Source organism: Xanthomonas sp. 10-10 (assembly GCF_040182365.1).
Taxonomy (GTDB): Bacteria; Pseudomonadota; Gammaproteobacteria; order Xanthomonadales; family Xanthomonadaceae; genus Xanthomonas; species Xanthomonas arboricola_F.
On sequence record NZ_CP144460.1, the window covers coordinates 1,549,340 to 1,564,500 of the forward strand.

At 65.9% G+C, this 15,161-nt stretch carries 11 protein-coding genes; 8 read left to right on the forward strand and 3 right to left on the reverse strand.

Annotation, left to right across the window (positions count from 1 at the left end):
• Positions 1–41: 41 nt before the first annotated feature.
• The 3 genes from VZ068_RS06620 (at position 42) to VZ068_RS06630 (ending at position 5,969) form a co-directional block, all read left to right on the forward strand.
• Positions 42–2,948 (forward strand): TonB-dependent receptor, encoded by a 2,907-nt coding sequence (locus VZ068_RS06620; protein WP_349657217.1) that lies wholly within the window; start codon positions 42–44, stop codon positions 2,946–2,948.
• A gap of 278 nt (positions 2,949–3,226) precedes the next feature.
• Positions 3,227–4,555 (forward strand): histidine-type phosphatase, encoded by a 1,329-nt coding sequence (locus VZ068_RS06625; RefSeq protein WP_259166373.1) that lies wholly within the window; start codon positions 3,227–3,229, stop codon positions 4,553–4,555.
• 109 nt (positions 4,556–4,664) lie between these two features.
• Positions 4,665–5,969 (forward strand): jacalin-like lectin, encoded by a 1,305-nt coding sequence (locus VZ068_RS06630; RefSeq protein WP_349657218.1) that lies wholly within the window; start codon positions 4,665–4,667, stop codon positions 5,967–5,969.
• Between the two features lie 233 nt (positions 5,970–6,202).
• On the opposite strand, the gene VZ068_RS06635 is transcribed toward VZ068_RS06630, so the two are convergent.
• Both VZ068_RS06635 and VZ068_RS06640 read right to left on the reverse strand, forming a co-directional pair.
• Positions 6,203–6,628 carry a type II toxin-antitoxin system death-on-curing family toxin gene (locus VZ068_RS06635; protein ID WP_349657219.1) on the reverse strand — a complete coding sequence of 142 codons (426 nt, stop codon included), beginning with the start codon at positions 6,626–6,628 and terminating at the stop codon, positions 6,203–6,205.
• A gap of 8 nt (positions 6,629–6,636) precedes the next feature.
• Entirely contained in the window at positions 6,637–6,858 is a 222-nt protein-coding gene (locus VZ068_RS06640) for an AbrB/MazE/SpoVT family DNA-binding domain-containing protein (protein ID WP_104532761.1), read from the reverse strand.
• Between the two features lie 148 nt (positions 6,859–7,006).
• Between VZ068_RS06640 and lexA the strand changes: the two genes are divergently transcribed.
• The 5 genes from lexA to VZ068_RS06665 all read left to right on the forward strand — a co-directional run bounded on the left by lexA (position 7,007) and on the right by VZ068_RS06665 (position 14,442).
• Entirely contained in the window at positions 7,007–7,612 is a 606-nt protein-coding gene (gene lexA, locus VZ068_RS06645) for a transcriptional repressor LexA (protein WP_259166149.1), read from the forward strand.
• Between the two features lies 1 nt (position 7,613).
• Positions 7,614–8,264, forward strand: a complete 651-nt coding sequence (gene imuA, locus VZ068_RS06650; protein WP_349657220.1) for a translesion DNA synthesis-associated protein ImuA — start codon at positions 7,614–7,616, stop codon at positions 8,262–8,264.
• Positions 8,265–8,273: 9 nt separating this feature from the next.
• Complete coding sequence (locus VZ068_RS06655) at positions 8,274–9,692, forward strand: DNA polymerase Y family protein (RefSeq protein ID WP_349657221.1); 1,419 nt, start codon at positions 8,274–8,276, stop codon at positions 9,690–9,692.
• Between the two features lie 166 nt (positions 9,693–9,858).
• Positions 9,859–13,107: an error-prone DNA polymerase gene (locus VZ068_RS06660; RefSeq protein ID WP_349657222.1), complete on the forward strand. Its 3,249-nt coding sequence runs from the start codon at positions 9,859–9,861 to the stop codon at positions 13,105–13,107.
• Positions 13,108–13,623: 516 nt separating this feature from the next.
• Positions 13,624–14,442, forward strand: coding sequence for an HDOD domain-containing protein (locus tag VZ068_RS06665; RefSeq protein ID WP_349657223.1), 819 nt, complete (start codon positions 13,624–13,626; stop codon positions 14,440–14,442).
• Positions 14,443–14,482: 40 nt separating this feature from the next.
• Here VZ068_RS06665 and VZ068_RS06670 read toward each other — a convergent pair whose 3' ends face one another.
• Positions 14,483–14,968 (reverse strand): DUF3757 domain-containing protein, encoded by a 486-nt coding sequence (locus VZ068_RS06670; protein ID WP_349657224.1) that lies wholly within the window; start codon positions 14,966–14,968, stop codon positions 14,483–14,485.
• Positions 14,969–15,161: the final 193 nt, after the last annotated feature.

A 15,161-nucleotide genomic window follows, 5' to 3' on the forward strand; every position in this document is an offset into this window, starting at 1 on the left:
GCGTGGCGCTGCGCATTGCTTCCTCCCTACTGGATTCCACGATGCGTCGTACGTTGGTTCTTTCGATCGCTCTCGCATTGCATGCCGGTACTGCCGGTGCCCAGACCACGCCTGCGGCGGTGTCGGTCGATGCGATTCCCGCACAACCGCTGGCACGCGCGCTCAATGCGCTGTCGCGTCAGACCGGGCTGCAGTTCGTGTATGCCGCCGGCGTGGCCGGCAACCCGCAGACCCGTGCCACCCCTGCAGGCATCGCACCGGAGCAGGCGTTGCAGCAATTGCTCGATGGCACCGGCCTGCGTTACCGCTATCTCAATGCGACCACGGTGACGATTGAAACCGCCGAACCAGCGCCCGGCGTGCCGCAGGGGGTTCCTGCAACGGCCGCAGTCGCAACGACCGTCACAGTGCCAGCACCGCGCGCAGACCCACCGGTGCAGGAACTGGACAGTATCCAGGTGCTCGGCAGTTACGCCGGCAGCCTCAGCGCCGCGCTGCGCCAGAAGCGCTACGCCGATAGCGTGGTGGATGTGATCGCCGCCGAAGACATCGGCAAGCTGCCGGCACAGAACGTGGCTGAAGCGCTGCAGCGCGTGCCCGGTGTCTCGATCGTGCGCGACCGCGGCGAAGGCGTGTACGTGCGCGTGCGCGGCCTGGGGCCGAACTTCCAGGTCACCACGCTCAACGGCCAGACCATGGCGGTCAACGAGAACGTGCGCACGTCCGGTCAGACCGGGCGGCAGTTTCGCTACGACACGCTGCCGGCCGAACTGGTTTCCGGGCTGGACGTGATTAAGAGCCCCACCGCCGACCTGGACGAAGGCGCCATCGGCGGCATCGTCAACGTGCGCACGTTCCGCCCGCTGGAGCTGGGCAAGGCCCTGACCAACGTATCGCTGGAATCGAGCCAGGCACAACGCACGCATGCCAACGATCCGCGCGTGTCGGGGCTGTTCAACTGGGTCAATGCCGAGGGCACCTTCGGCATGCTGATCTCTGGCGCATATGCGCAACGCAGCTTGCGCCAGGACCGCGTCAACGAGGTGAGCTGGGACTACTACCGTAACGGTGTGCCGGGCGTCCCCGGCGCCAGTTACGTGCCGACGGGCCTGCGGCCGACGCTGGAGCTGGAAGAGCGCGAACGCACCGGCGTGGCCGCCTCGTTGCAGTGGAAGCCTAGCGCACAATGGGAAACCAATCTGGATCTGCTCTACGCCAGGCAGACCGTGCATTACGACGAATACAGCATGGGCGTGGGCTTCGATAGCCTGGCCAAGCTGAGCAATCTGCGCGTGGAAAACGGCGGCATCACCGGCTTCGACTATCGCAATGGGCAGGTGCAGATCTCGCGCGAGACCTCAGGCATCACCGACGACAATCGCAGTGCACGCCTGTCCAGCACCTGGAGCGGCGACCAATGGACGCTGGGCGCGGTGGCCTTCCACTCGCAGGCGCACAGCTACGATTCGGACCCGATCCGGCGCACGCGCCTGCGCAGTGGCACCAACCTGTCGATGCGCGTGGACATGCCGCAAGCCGACGGCGACAACGTGCCGGACTGGCGCTTCAGCAACGGCTTCGATCCGACCAACCCGGCCACCGTGGCAGGGCGCCGGCTGGAATGGCGTGAGATCGATGCGCGCGACAAGGAAGACGCACTGCAGTTCGATGCCAGGCGCGCACTCGACGGCAGCTTCTTCCGCGACTTCAAGCTGGGCGCCAAGTATCGCCAGCGCTCGCGCACCTACGATCGCGCCGACCTGCTGCTCAACAGTATCGCCGGCGTCCGTTTCCCGGGCAGCTATTTCACCGCATTGCCGGTGGGCGACATGCTGGCCGACGCCAACGGCAACCTGCCGCGGCAATGGCTGGCGCCGATCGAATCCGCGTTCTGGGGCAATTGGCCGACCAGCGCCGATCTGAGCGACACCCCCAACAGCGCCGACCTGCAGAATTCCTATGAAGTGCAGGAAAAGATCGCCTCGGCGTATGCGATGTCCAACTTCGGCACACAGCTGGCGGGCCGCGAACTGCGCGGCAATCTCGGTGCGCGCGTGGTGCGTACCGAACAGGCCACCGATGGCCATGCCGACGTCAATGGCAGCGCGCAACCGGTGCATTTCGAGCGCAGCTACACCAACGTGCTGCCCTCGTTCAACGCCGCCTGGGACGTGCGCGAGGACATGGTGTTGCGCACCTCCGCAGCCAAGGTGATCACGCGCCCTGACCTCACCGATCTGTCGTCCAAGCTGACCTTCAATTCCAGTGGCGAACGCCTCACCGCCAGCGGCGGCAACCCAGCGCTGCAGCCATTCGAAGCGTGGCAGTACGACCTGACCTTTGAGTGGTACATCGACGGCACCTCGGCACTGAACGGCGGTCTGTTTTACAAGGACATCTCCAGCTTCATCCAGACCCAGATGTCCAACCTGGTGTACGAAGGCCAGACCTATCTGTTGTCGTCCAAGACCAACGGCAGCAAGGCGATGGTGCAGGGCGCGGAAGTGGCGTATCAGCAGGTTTTTGGCAGCCTGCCGTCGCCGCTGGACGGCCTGGGCATGCAGCTCAACTACACCTGGACCGACAGCAAGGCGACCTATCACGACGGCACCAGCAGCTTTACCGACAGCCTGGAAGGGGTGGCCAAGAACACCTATAACGCCGTGCTGTTCTACGAGAAGGGGCCGTTGATGGCACGGGTCAGCTACAGCTGGAGCGACGAGATTCTCAACGCGGTGGGCACTGCCGATGTCGCCACGCTCAACAGCGACAAGTTCGGCAGCCTGGATGCCAACGTGGCCTACAAGGTCAACGACACGCTGTCGGTGTTCGTCAATGCGATCAACCTTACCGGCGAAGTGCAGCGCCAATTCGTCGGTGATCACCTGTTCGGCGGTTATACCGACTACGGCCGCACCTGGTCGCTTGGAGTGCGCGCGCGGTTCTGAGTGGGGTCAAGGCAAGCCGGTAGGCGGGGATCCGTCAGGCGAGGGCGGTGCGCTCCATCTTGCACGCGTGTAGCGCGACATGCTGCAACCGCGGTCTTTTGGGAGATAGCCGCTGCGATAGCCGCTCCAGCGTTGCCGACAACAGCCAAAGGCCACAACAGGGCGCCTTCCAGCAGGGCGTCATCTGCACCTGCAACGGCGCCCGCTGTGGCGTTGTTGCCAACTGCCGGTCGCGCCCTGTCGCAACACAGGGTGGCGCCATGATCGAGATCGAAGGCATGTCATCACTACCGCGTCTGTGTCTTGGATATTTTGCTGCTGTCGTTGCTGCGCTGATTCCGCCGGGAACCGCGCACGCCGCCGCAGCAACGCCTGACACGCTTGAAAAAGTCGTCATCCTCAAGCGCCATGGCGTGCGCGCGGCGATGTCCAGCCCGGAAGCATTGGGCAGGTACTCCGCACGTTCCTGGCCACGCTTCGGCGTGCCTGCCGGTTACCTCACCGAGAACGGCGCACGTCTGGAAGCCTTGTTCGGCCGCTACTATCGCGCCCATTACGCAACGCTCGGCCTGTTCGATGGCGATGCTTGCGACAAGGTGTACTACTGGGCCAACCGCACCCAGCGCACCATCGCCTCGGCACAGGCGCTGGCAAGCACGCTTACGCCCGGGTGCACGAACACGGTGCACCACGTTGCCGACGATGCATCCGATCCACTGTTCGATGGCGCGCCGGCATTGCGCCAACCCGCTGCCGCCGCATTGATGCGCGCAGCCATCGCCGGCCGCGTCGGCGGCGATGTTGCGAGCTGGAATGCGGCGCAGCGCGATGCCATCGACACCTTGCAGCAACTGCTGTTGCAATGCACGCAACGGCCGTGCCCGGCGCAGGCCGTTGCCGGCAAGCAACGCCTGGATGCGGTACCTGCACGCATGGGCGATGCGCACCACGGCATTGCCGGGGTCGAAGGCCCGGCAGCGGCCGCATCGGGCATCAGCGAGAGCCTGCTGATGGGTTGGGCCGACGGCCAAGACTTTGCCGCACTGGGGTGGCAAGGCCTGGACGAGGCCAGCCTGCTGCGCGCGTTCGCACCGCACCAGGCCGAGTTCGCGCTGCGCCTGCGTGAGCCGACGGTCGCGCGGATGGCCAGTTCGCCATTGGCGGCGCGGCTGCTGGCAACCTTGCAGCAAGGCAGCGAGGCCAACGGCAGTGCAAACGCCACTGCAGCGCGTGCCACGCCGATTGGTGGGGATGCACGGCTGGTGGTGCTGTCCGGACACGACGGCACGCTGACCTTGCTGGCTGGCATGTTCGATCTGCATTGGCAGTTGCCGGGGTACCAGCCGGACCAGACCGTGCCTGGTGGTGCCTTGGTCTTCGAACGCTGGCTGCGTGCCGACGGGCAGCGCGTGATCCGCCTGCGCTACACCGCGCAGACGCTGGCGCAACTGCGCGAACGCCGCGCACTGACACCGCAGGCGCCGCCACCGTCCTCGCCGGTGTTCATTCCCGGCTGCAGCAGCGCCACCCCGGAGTACGACTGCCCGCTACCAGCCTTGGCGACATTGATCGACGCCGCGATCGACCCGCATTACCTGAGCGAATGACGCTGCGCGCGCCGGTCTCCGCCGGCGCGTGTGGTTGCATCGGCGTTTGAGCGCCGTATCCCTGGCCACCGTGCCAGCCGCTGTTTCTCATCACTGCAAGAGGCGATTTATGCTCCACCAGCGACGTACTCTCGTCAGTCTCGCAATCATTCTCGGTCTTGCCTGCGCAGGCATCGCCCAGGCACAAACAACCGTCGGCATACTCGACGTGCTGACCTACAACGTCGCCGGCCTGCCTGAAGGCCTGTCCAGCGGAACGCCGGCCACCAACACCGCACTGCTCGCACCGAAACTTGCGCCTTACGGGCTGGTCAACGTGCAGGAAGACTTCAACTACCACGCCACGCTGTACGCTGGCGACGCGCATCCGTACCGCACAGCCACCAGTGGCGGTGCCGCCTTCGGCGACGGGCTCAATACGCTCAGCAACTATCCCTTCAGTGACTTCACCCGGATCAAGTGGAACCAGTGCAACGGCACCGACTGCCTGACCCCGAAGGGGTTCAGTTACATGCGCGTACGCCTGGCCGATGGCGTGCTGCTGGACGTCTACAACGCGCACCCCAATGCCGGTGTCGAAGCGGGCGATCTGTCGGCGCGTCGTGCCAATATCGGCCAGCTCTCGCAATTCATCCAGACCTGGTCGGCCGGCAACGCGGTGCTGGTGATGATGGATTCCAATACGCGCTACACCCGCAGCGACGACAACATCCGCGAGCTGATCGCCTCCAATGGGCTGACCGATACGTGGGTGGAACTGATCAAGGGCAGCGCACCGGCGGCCGGTGCCGCGCCGCTGCTCTGCGGCACGCCGCCTACCAATAGCTGCGAGGTGGTCGACAAGATCCTGTACCGTGACGCCCCGCAACTGACCCTGGTGGCCAATCGCTATCAGCTCGATGGCGGCGGCTTCTACGACAGCGCCGGCAAGCCCTTGTCCGACCACTACCCGCTGTCTACGCAGTTCGGATGGGCGGTGGGCGATCGACTGCGCACCAGCGACCAGTTCGGTGGTCCGCACGGCGTTCCGTTCAACGATCTGGCCGGCAACCCCGGCGTGCGCCGGCTCAGTGGCGTGACCCTGCGCGGCGGTGCGCGCCTGGATGGCGTCGGCGTGATCCTGGACAGCGGCAAGCTGCTCGCGCATGGCGGCAGCGGTGGGCAGGCGACCACATTGTCGCTGGGTGCCAACGAAACGCTGTCCTCGGCTACCTTCAGCGTTGGCAGGTACAACGACCGCACCCGCCTGTTCTCGTTGAGTCTGCGCACCAACAAAGGCCGCAGCGTGCAGGTGGGCAGCCCGACCAGCGAGACCTACACGCTGACCGCTCCCAGCGGCTGGCATATCGCCGGTTTCACCGGCCGCGCAGGTGAGGAGATCGATAAGTTGGGCGTGGTGTATGCAAAGGACTGAGGGCGTAGCGAACTAGCAGTGACTCAGATCCATCGCAGCCTTCGGCATGCGCTGCACGGCAGCGACGCACGGCCATGGATGGCCACTACGCTAAAGCGCCAAACCACGCAGTATCGAACCTGGCGATGTGTTGAGACATCCGTGCAGCCGCAACGTTGTGCGGGAAAGAATGTAGACATCCTGCGTCATTGCGGATGCACCACGACCCGTCGCCAGCGGGGCGACATGATGCATCAACCGTAATGCCCCCGTGGCTCATGCAGATGCGTATCTGCACGCAAGCGCACCCGTGGACGCAGCCACTGGGCAAACTCCGCCTCGCTCCATGCGCCATCGGCCAATCCCATGATGGCGACATACTTCTCCTCCTGCGAGGCCATGAGCTCGGCACCATTGAGCACAAGAAAAACGCGGTAGCAGACATGCGCGGTACGCTTGTTGCCATCCACGAACGGGTGGTTGCGCGCCAGCCCGTAGGCCAGGCTTGCAGTCAACTCCACCAGATCGGGCGGAGGATCGCCGTAGGAAAACAATTGCTGTGGACGGGCCAGCGCCGAGTCCAGCAAGGCCTCATCACGGATGCCGGCAGCGCCACCGTGTTCGCTCAATTGACGTTCGTGGATGGCCAGGGCAAGCGCGCGGGTGATCCACACGAGCATGCGCGTGTTCATTTGGCCAGCTTGTTCAGCACCTGACGGTCTTCGCGCATCACCTGCTCGGCCACCTCCATCTGCGCGGCCAGGGTCGGGTCGAACGCGGTCAGCTTGATGCCGTCGGGCGTTTCCAGTGCATAGAGCTCGTCGCCCTTGCCCAGGCGCAGGCGAGCGAGCAGTTCCTTGGGCAGGATGACGCCAGCGGAATTGCCGATGGAGGTGATCTTGAGCTTCATGGTAATGCCTCGCGTTAGTACGTAGGTTATAACTCTGTCGTCAGCCGCCCGCAAGCGCTGTGCTGAAGCGGCTCAGCAAGCCAGTCTCGTCTCCTGCGATTGAAAAGTGTACAAATGTACACCTCGTCCTGTCGGTCGCCCCACTCTCATGCAACCTCTTTCTCCCAAGCGTCTGGCCGTGCTGGCTTTCCTGCAGGAGCAGGCCCGCACAGGGGTGTCGCCAAGTCTGGCCGAGATCGCGCAGGCGTTCGGCTTCGCCTCGCGCAATGCCGCGCAAAAGCACGTGCAGGCGCTGGCCGAGGCGGGGTTGATCGAACTGTTGCCCAACCAGAAGCGCGGCATCCGCGTGCCAGGCGGCGCCGGGCGCGATGCCTTGCTGGCCTTGCCGGTGCTGGGACGGGTGGCTGCCGGTGTGCCGATCGGGGCGGATATCGGGCTGGAGCGGCAGCTGTGGCTGGACCGCACGCTGTTTTCGTTGCGTCCGGATTACCTGCTGAAAGTGCAGGGCGATTCGATGATCGACGACGGCATCCTGGATGGCGACCTGGTCGGCGTGCATCGCAGCAACGACGCGCGCGATGGGCAGATCGTGGTGGCGCGGGTGGATGGCGAGATCACCATCAAACGCCTGGAGCGCGGTGCCGAACGCATCCGCCTGCTGCCGCGCAACCGCGCGCATGCGCCGATCGTGGTGGCGGCCGACGCCGACTTCGCGATCGAAGGGCTGTACTGCGGCCTGATCCGGCAGGGTTGAGATGAGCGAGCCCGTGCAGCTGCGACAACACGGCAATGCCGCGCTGGCGATGCCGCTGGACGCCTTGCTGGCTGCGCGCACGGTATGGCGCGCAGGCCACGGCACCGCCACGGCCAATGGGGGCGAATCCACCGGGCATGCCGCACTGGATGCGCTGCTGCCCGATGCCGGCTGGCCGCGGCGTGCGCTCACCGAGTTGTTGCTGCCCGCACATGGCATCGGCGAAATCGCCTTGTTGCTGCCCACGCTGGCGCGGATGACCGGCGCCAGCAGCCGGGTGGTGCTGGTGGCACCGCCCTTCATCCCGTACGCACCGGCCTGGCAGGCGGGCGGGGTGGTGCTGGAACATCTGGAAGTGGTGCATGCCGAGCCGCGCGACGCCCTGTGGGCATTCGAACAATGCCTGCGCAGCGGCGCCTGCGCCGCAGTGCTGGGGTGGCCGCAAACCGGCGATGTGCGCGCCTTGCGGCGGCTGCAGGTGGCGGCCGACAGCGGCAATTGCTGCGCGTTCGCGTTGCGCGATCGTCGGCATGCGGTCAATGCATCGCCGGCGGCGTTGCGGCTGGAATTCCTGCCCGAGCGCGATGCCTGGCAGGTGCGCAAGTGCCGCGGCGGCCAGGTGCCTTCGCAGCCGTTGCGGCTGGCGCATTGAGCCGCGCGCATGTTGTGGGCCTGCATCTTATTGCCGCAGCTGGCACTGGACGCCGTTCTACGGCGGCTTGAAGAGCCGGACGCGCCGCTGGTGCTGGTGCAGGGGCCGGCGCAGCTGCGCAGCCTGCATTCGGCCAACCCCGCCGCTGCCGCTGCTGGATTGAAACCGGGCATGCGCCTGTCTGCGGCGCATGCCTTGATGGCACAGGTGCGCACGGTCGATTACGACGCGCAGAACGAAGCGCGTACCCAGCGGTTTCTTGCGGCCTGGGCGTACCGGCATAGTTCGTTGGTGAGCCAGCAATGGTCGCGCGCCATCGTGCTGGAGGCCGGGGCGAGTTTTCGTCTGTTCGGTCCATGGCCGCGTTTCGAGCGACGCCTGCGCGATGAGTTGCAGGCATTGGGTTTCCAGCACCGGCTTGCACTGGCGCCCACCCCACGCGCGGCGCGCGTATTGGCCGGGCTGCGCGATGGCATGGTGCTGACCCAGGTGCCGGCCTTGCACAGCACCCTGGACAAGGTGCCGGTGCGCCGGGCCGCCTTGCCGGGCGATGCCGGCGAGCGTCTGCAGCACATGGGCGTGCGCACGCTCGCCGCAGTACGTGGCTTGCCGCGCGACGGGCTGCAGCGGCGTTTCGGTGTGGGCCTGCTCGATCATCTGGACCGCCTCTATGGCAGCGTCGATGACACGCTGGAGTGCTACGCGCCCCCGGACCACTTCGACCAACGCGTGGAGCTGGGCTACGAGGTGGAAACCCATCCGGCCCTGTTGTTCCCGCTGCGCCGGTTGATCGGCGATCTGTGCACGTATCTGTCCATCCGCGATGGCGGCGTGCAACGATTTTTGCTGCGTCTGGAGCACGAACAAGGCGCCACCGATGTCGAGATCGGTCTGCTGACGCCGGAGCGTGCGCCCACGTTGTTGTTCGAGCTGGCCCGCAACCGGCTGGAGCGGGTGGAGATTCCGCGGCCGGTGGTGGCGATGCGGCTGTTGGCGCGCCAGCTGCCACCGTTCGTGCCGGCGATGCGCGACTTGTTCGACCAGCGTGCGCAGCAGTCGGTGGACTGGCCGCAACTGCGCGAGCGGCTGCGTGCGCGCCTGGGTGATGAGGCGGTGTACCGCGTGCTGCCGGCCGACGACCCGCGCCCGGAACGCGCCTGGCGTCGCGCCATCGGCGATGCAGTGCGCGAAGCTGCGGCGCCGCCACGCCCGCCGCGGCCCACCTGGTTGCTGCCGCAACCGGTGCCTTTGCACGATCCGCACCTGCGCATCGTCTCCGGTCCCGAACGACTGGAAAGCGGCTGGTGGGACGACGACGAGGCGCGACGCGATTACTACGTGGTGGAGACCGCACGCGGCCGGCGCGGCTGGGCGTTCGCCGCCCCCGGCCGTGTGGATGGCTGGATGCTGCATGGGTGGTTTGCGTGATCCGGCGTAGGCCACTGCCAGAGTGGGGCGTGGGGTGCCTGGATGGTCATCGCAGCGCTGCCGCCAGCGCCCGATACCATGATGCGAAGGGGCTGCTGCAACCATGCGATCTGCCGCGCATTGCAAAGACGGCGCGGTGGCGGCGCGTTTTTGCAGGTATACGCCCATGAGCTGGGACGACGCTGTCGATGGCGTGGACCGCGACACGCCGGGCGGGCGCATGCCGCGCGGCTGGAATGTGGCGGCACGGCTGCGCGCGGCCAACGACGACATCGTCCATGCGCAGCACGCCGACGGCCTGCCTGGCTATGCCGAGCTGCATTGCCTGTCGGACTTTTCGTTTTTGCGTGGCGCCTCCAGTGCCGAGCAGTTGTTCGCGCGTGCGCAACACTGCGGCTACAGCGCACTGGCGATTACCGACGAATGCTCGCTGGCCGGCATCGTGCGTGGCCTGGAAGCGTCGCGTGCCACCGGCGTGCGGTTGATCGTTGGCAGCGAATTCACGCTCGTCGACGGCACCCGCTTCGTCCTGCTGGTGGAAAACGCACACGGCTATCCGCAGTTGTGCGCGCTGATCACCACCGCGCGGCGTGCGGCAGGCAAGGGCGCGTATCGACTCGGGCGTGCCGAGGTCCAGGCGCAGTTTCGCGATGTCGTCCCCGGTGCGTTCGCGCTGTGGTTGCCCGGTGCGCAGCCGCAGGCCGAGCAGGGCGTCTGGCTGCAGCAGGTGTTCGGCGAGCGTGCCTTCCTGGCAGTGGAACTGCATCGCGAACAGGACGACGCAGCGCGTCTGCTTGCCTTGCAATTGTTGGCCCAGCAACTGGGCATGACCGCATTGGCCAGTGGCGATGTGCACATGGCGCAGCGGCGCGAGCGCATCGTGCAGGACACCTTGACCGCCATCCGCCACACCACCCCACTGGCCGAGTGTGGGGCGCATCTGTTCCGCAATGGCGAGCGCCACCTGCGCACGCGGCGTGCCCTGGGCAATATCTATCCGCAGGCGCTGCTGCAGGCCACGGTAGAGCTGGCCGCGCGCTGCAGCTTCGATATTTCCAAGCTTCAATACACCTATCCCCGCGAACTGGTGCCGGAGGGGCATACGCCGGCGAGTTATCTGCGCAAGCTCACCGAGGAGGGGATGCGTGAGCGATGGCCAGATGGTACGCCAGAGAAAGTGCGCGACGATATCGAGAAAGAATTGGCGCTGATCGCCGAACTGCAATACGAGGCTTTCTTTCTCACCGTACAGGACGTGGTGCGGTTTGCTCGCTCCAAAGACATCCTGTGCCAGGGGCGTGGGTCTTCAGCAAATTCGGCAGTCTGCTATGCGCTCGGCATCACGTCGGTTGATCCGATCAAGACGCGATTGTTGATATCGCGCTTCTTGTCCAAGGCACGTAACGAGCCGCCAGATATTGATGTGGATTTCGAGCACGAACGTCGTGAGGAAGTGCTGCAATACGTCTATAACAAATACGGACGCGAACGTGCGGCGCTGGCGGCCACGGTGATCTGCTATCGCGGCAAGAGTGCAGTGCGCGATGTGGCCAAAGCGTTCGGCCTGCCGCCGGACCAGATCGCGTTGCTGGCCAATTGCTATGGCTGGGGCAATGGCGACACCCCGATGGAGCAGCGTATCGAAGAAGCCGGTTTCGATCTGGCCAACCCGCTGATCAACAAGATTCTTGCGGTGACCGAGCAGCTGCGCGATCACCCGCGCCATCTGTCGCAGCATGTCGGCGGATTCGTCATCTCCGACGAACCCTTGTCACTGCTGGTGCCGGTGGAAAACGCCGCCATGGCCGACCGCACCATCATCCAGTGGGACAAGGACGATCTGGAAACCATGAAACTGCTCAAGGTCGATTGCCTGGCATTGGGAATGCTGACCTGCATTCGCAAGACGCTGGACCTGGTGCGTGGCCATCGGGGGCGCGATTACGAATTGGCGACGTTGCCGGATGAGGATGCCGCCACCTACAAGATGATCCAGCGCGCCGATACGGTGGGTGTGTTCCAGATCGAGTCGCGTGCGCAGATGGCGATGCTGCCGAGGCTCAAGCCTGCGGAGTTCTACGATCTGGTGATCGAAGTGGCGATCGTGCGCCCTGGCCCGATCCAGGGCGACATGGTGCATCCGTACCTGCAACGCCGCAAAGACAAGAGCCTGATCAGCTATCCCTCCGCAGGCGTGGAGAAGATCCTCGGGCCGACGCTGGGGATTCCGCTGTTCCAGGAGCAGGTCATGGAGTTGGTGATACACGCCGGCTACGACCCTGACGAGGCCGACAAGCTACGCCGTTCGATGGCGGCCTGGCGCCGTGGTGGCGATATGGAATCGCATCGCGTGCGTATTCGCGGATTGATGGAAAAGAAAGGCTATGCCTCCACCTTCATCGACCAGATCTTCGAGCAGATCAAGGGCTTCGGTTCCTACGGTTTCCCGCAAAGCCATGCCGCCTCGTTCGCCAAGCTTGTCTACGCCAGCTGCTGGCTCAAGCGCCACGAGCCGGCAGCCTTTGCCTGCGGGTTGCTCAATGCGCAGCCAATGGGGTTCTACTCGGCCAGCCAGATCGTGCAGGACGCGCGCCGCGGCAGCCCCGAGCGCGCGCGCGTGGAGGTGTTGCCGGTGGATGTGTTGCACAGCGATTGGGACAACACGCTGGTCGGTGGCCGGCCCTGGCATAGCGACGAAGACCCTGGCGAACAACCGGCGATCCGGCTGGGCATGCGCCAGGTCGCCGGGTTATCGGAAGTGGTGGCCACCCGCATTGTCGCCGCACGCGCGCAGCGGGCCTTCGCCGATATCGGCGATCTGTGCCTGCGCGCCGCACTCGACGAAAAGGCGCGCCTGGCCTTGGCCGAGGCCGGCGCCTTGCAGGGCCTGGTCGGCAACCGCAACGCCGCGCGCTGGGCGATGGCCGGCGTGGAAGCGCGCCGGCCGCTGCTGCCGGGCAGCCCGCAGGAACGCGAGGTGGAGTTTGAAGCACCGCGCGCAGGCGAGGAGATCCTGGCCGATTACCGTTCGGTCGGTTTGAGCCTGCGCCAGCATCCGATGGCGCTGCTGCGCCCGCAGATGCAGCAGCGGCGCATCCTCGGCCTGCGCGACCTGCAGGGCCGTCGCCACGGCAGCGGCGTGCATGTGGCCGGGCTGGTCACCCAACGGCAGCGCCCGGCCACCGCCAAGGGCACCATCTTCGTCACCCTGGAAGACGAACACGGCATGATCAACGTCATCGTCTGGTCGCATCTGGCGCTGCGCCGCCGCCGTGCATTGCTCGAATCGCGCCTGCTCGCCGTACGTGGCCGCTGGGAGCGCGTGGACGACGTGGAGCATCTGATTGCCGGCGACTTGTACGACCTCAGCGATTTGCTCGGCGAGATGCAGCTGCCCTCGCGCGACTTCCATTGAGGCAGGGCGGCAGAGGCCGCATGTCGCGTGACCACGCCCGGCGCTGCTCGGTACAAGCGCCGAGGGCCGCTGCGTGCTGGCGGTGCGATGCATGTGCACTCGCTCGCCCATCCAAGCTGACCGCCAGGTGGTGCCAGGTGATGCCAGGACCGATCGAGGTGGGCGCCAGCGCGCAATCGCAGTACCTGCGTCGGTCGGTCGGATGTCGCCGCCTGCCAGCGACGCGTCGCAAGCAAGGGTAACGCCGGGCAGGATTGGCGAGGTTGCTGCAGATACCGCTTTTCAGCTCGGCCCGGTGGCGGTCATCGCCGCGGAACCGGCCCGTGTTACACCAGGGAGGGCGTCCCGCCTGGCCGGAACGAAACCGTTGGCAACCGACTGTGCGGCGGCGGCAGGCGCAGTGTTCGGGATCGGCGGCATCGGACGTACACTTCGTGGCTTGCGCGCCGTCCGCACCGGGCCGACCCGCACTCCCGTTGTCAGCCACACTCATCACCATTGACCTGCGAGGCGATCATGAAGTTGGAGGCGTTGTTCGACCAGTTGCACACCTTGCCCACCGTGCCCAAGGTGGCGCAGGAACTGATTGCCCAGTTCGACAATCCCGATACCAACATCGATGTGTTGGCGCACACCATCGAGCGCGATCCGGTGATCGCTGCCAAGGTGTTGCGCCTGGCCAATTCGGCGCGTTTCCACGGCTTGCGCGATTCCACCAGCGTGGAAGACGCCGCGATGCGCCTGGGCTTCAACACGCTGCGCACCCTGGTGCTGGCCTCGGCCATGACCGGCGCCTTTCGCGCCGGCCCCGGCTTCGATCTGAAGTCCTTCTGGCGCCACAGTTTCGAGGTGGCCGGCATTTGCCGCCTGCTGGCGCGCCAGCACGGCCTGGATCCGGAAACCGCCTTCACCTGCGGCATGATGCACAACATCGGCGAGTTGCTGATCCAGTCCGGCGCGCCGGAGTATGCCGGCCGCATCAATCACGAGACCTCATCGGCCGGCCACGCCGCCGAGGAAACCCTGCAGCTGGGTTTCGGCTACCCGGAGGTGGGCGCCGAACTGGCGCGTCGTTGGCAGTTGCCTGCGGTGATCCAGCAGGCGATCGCCTACCAGGTCCGCCCAGCCGCCGCTCCGGACGGTGCGCCGATGGCGCTGGTGGTTGCGCAGGCAGCCCAGGTGTCGGATGCATTGCATGCGCATGCCGGTGCCACGCCGGCCGCACTGGAAGCATTGCGCGGGCCGTTGATGGATAGCGTGGATCTGGATGCATTGTTCGCGGCGCTGCCGGACGTGATCGAAGCCGATCGCGCGTTTGCCGAGCTGCTGCACTGAGGATCGGCCCCGTCAGGGGCTGCGCACGCGCGCCGCTGCGTCATTCCAGGCGCAGCGGCTCGAACGCGCAGTCCTTGAGGCTGCGAGTACAGGCGTAGAACTGATCTTCTCCGGGTGCCGGTGGTTGATCGACCAGCCAAACAGCGGGATGTTGGAGCGCGACGATCAGGTTGCGTGGCGTTTGTGGCGTTTGCTGGTCGAAGTAGGCCAGGTCGACATCCTCGCCGGTGGGCAACGTATAACTGCAATTGACCAGCACACCCGTGCTGGTTGCTGTATCGGACCGCTTGCCGTAGTACAGCACCGAGGACAGATGGCGCGGCTTGCCGGCGTTGGCTTGTGGCGTACCGGACCACTCGCCACGTCCGGAAGCCACTTCGATCCGCGCATGGGCACGGTAGCGGCCGGCCGCGTAACGCACCGCTGCAGGGGCGGGGCACCGCGTGCCGTGCGCAGCAGGCTCGTTGCCGAATGCGCCGACGCTTGGCAGCGACAGCAGCATGCCGGCCAGCAGGGAAGCGCTCAATGGATGGTGCATTGTCGGGCCTCTCGGCACGCGGCTGCGTGCTGGTGCGGGGGGCGTGTCGATGGAGATCGGCCAGCGCAAACAGCATCGGCCGACCGTGGGGAGCGCGCTCCCGCTAGGGCGGGGCCGTGGAGCGAGGGTGCCGATCGCCACGCTCCCGGCCGGCGTTCAAGGCGAATCGATGTCCACACCG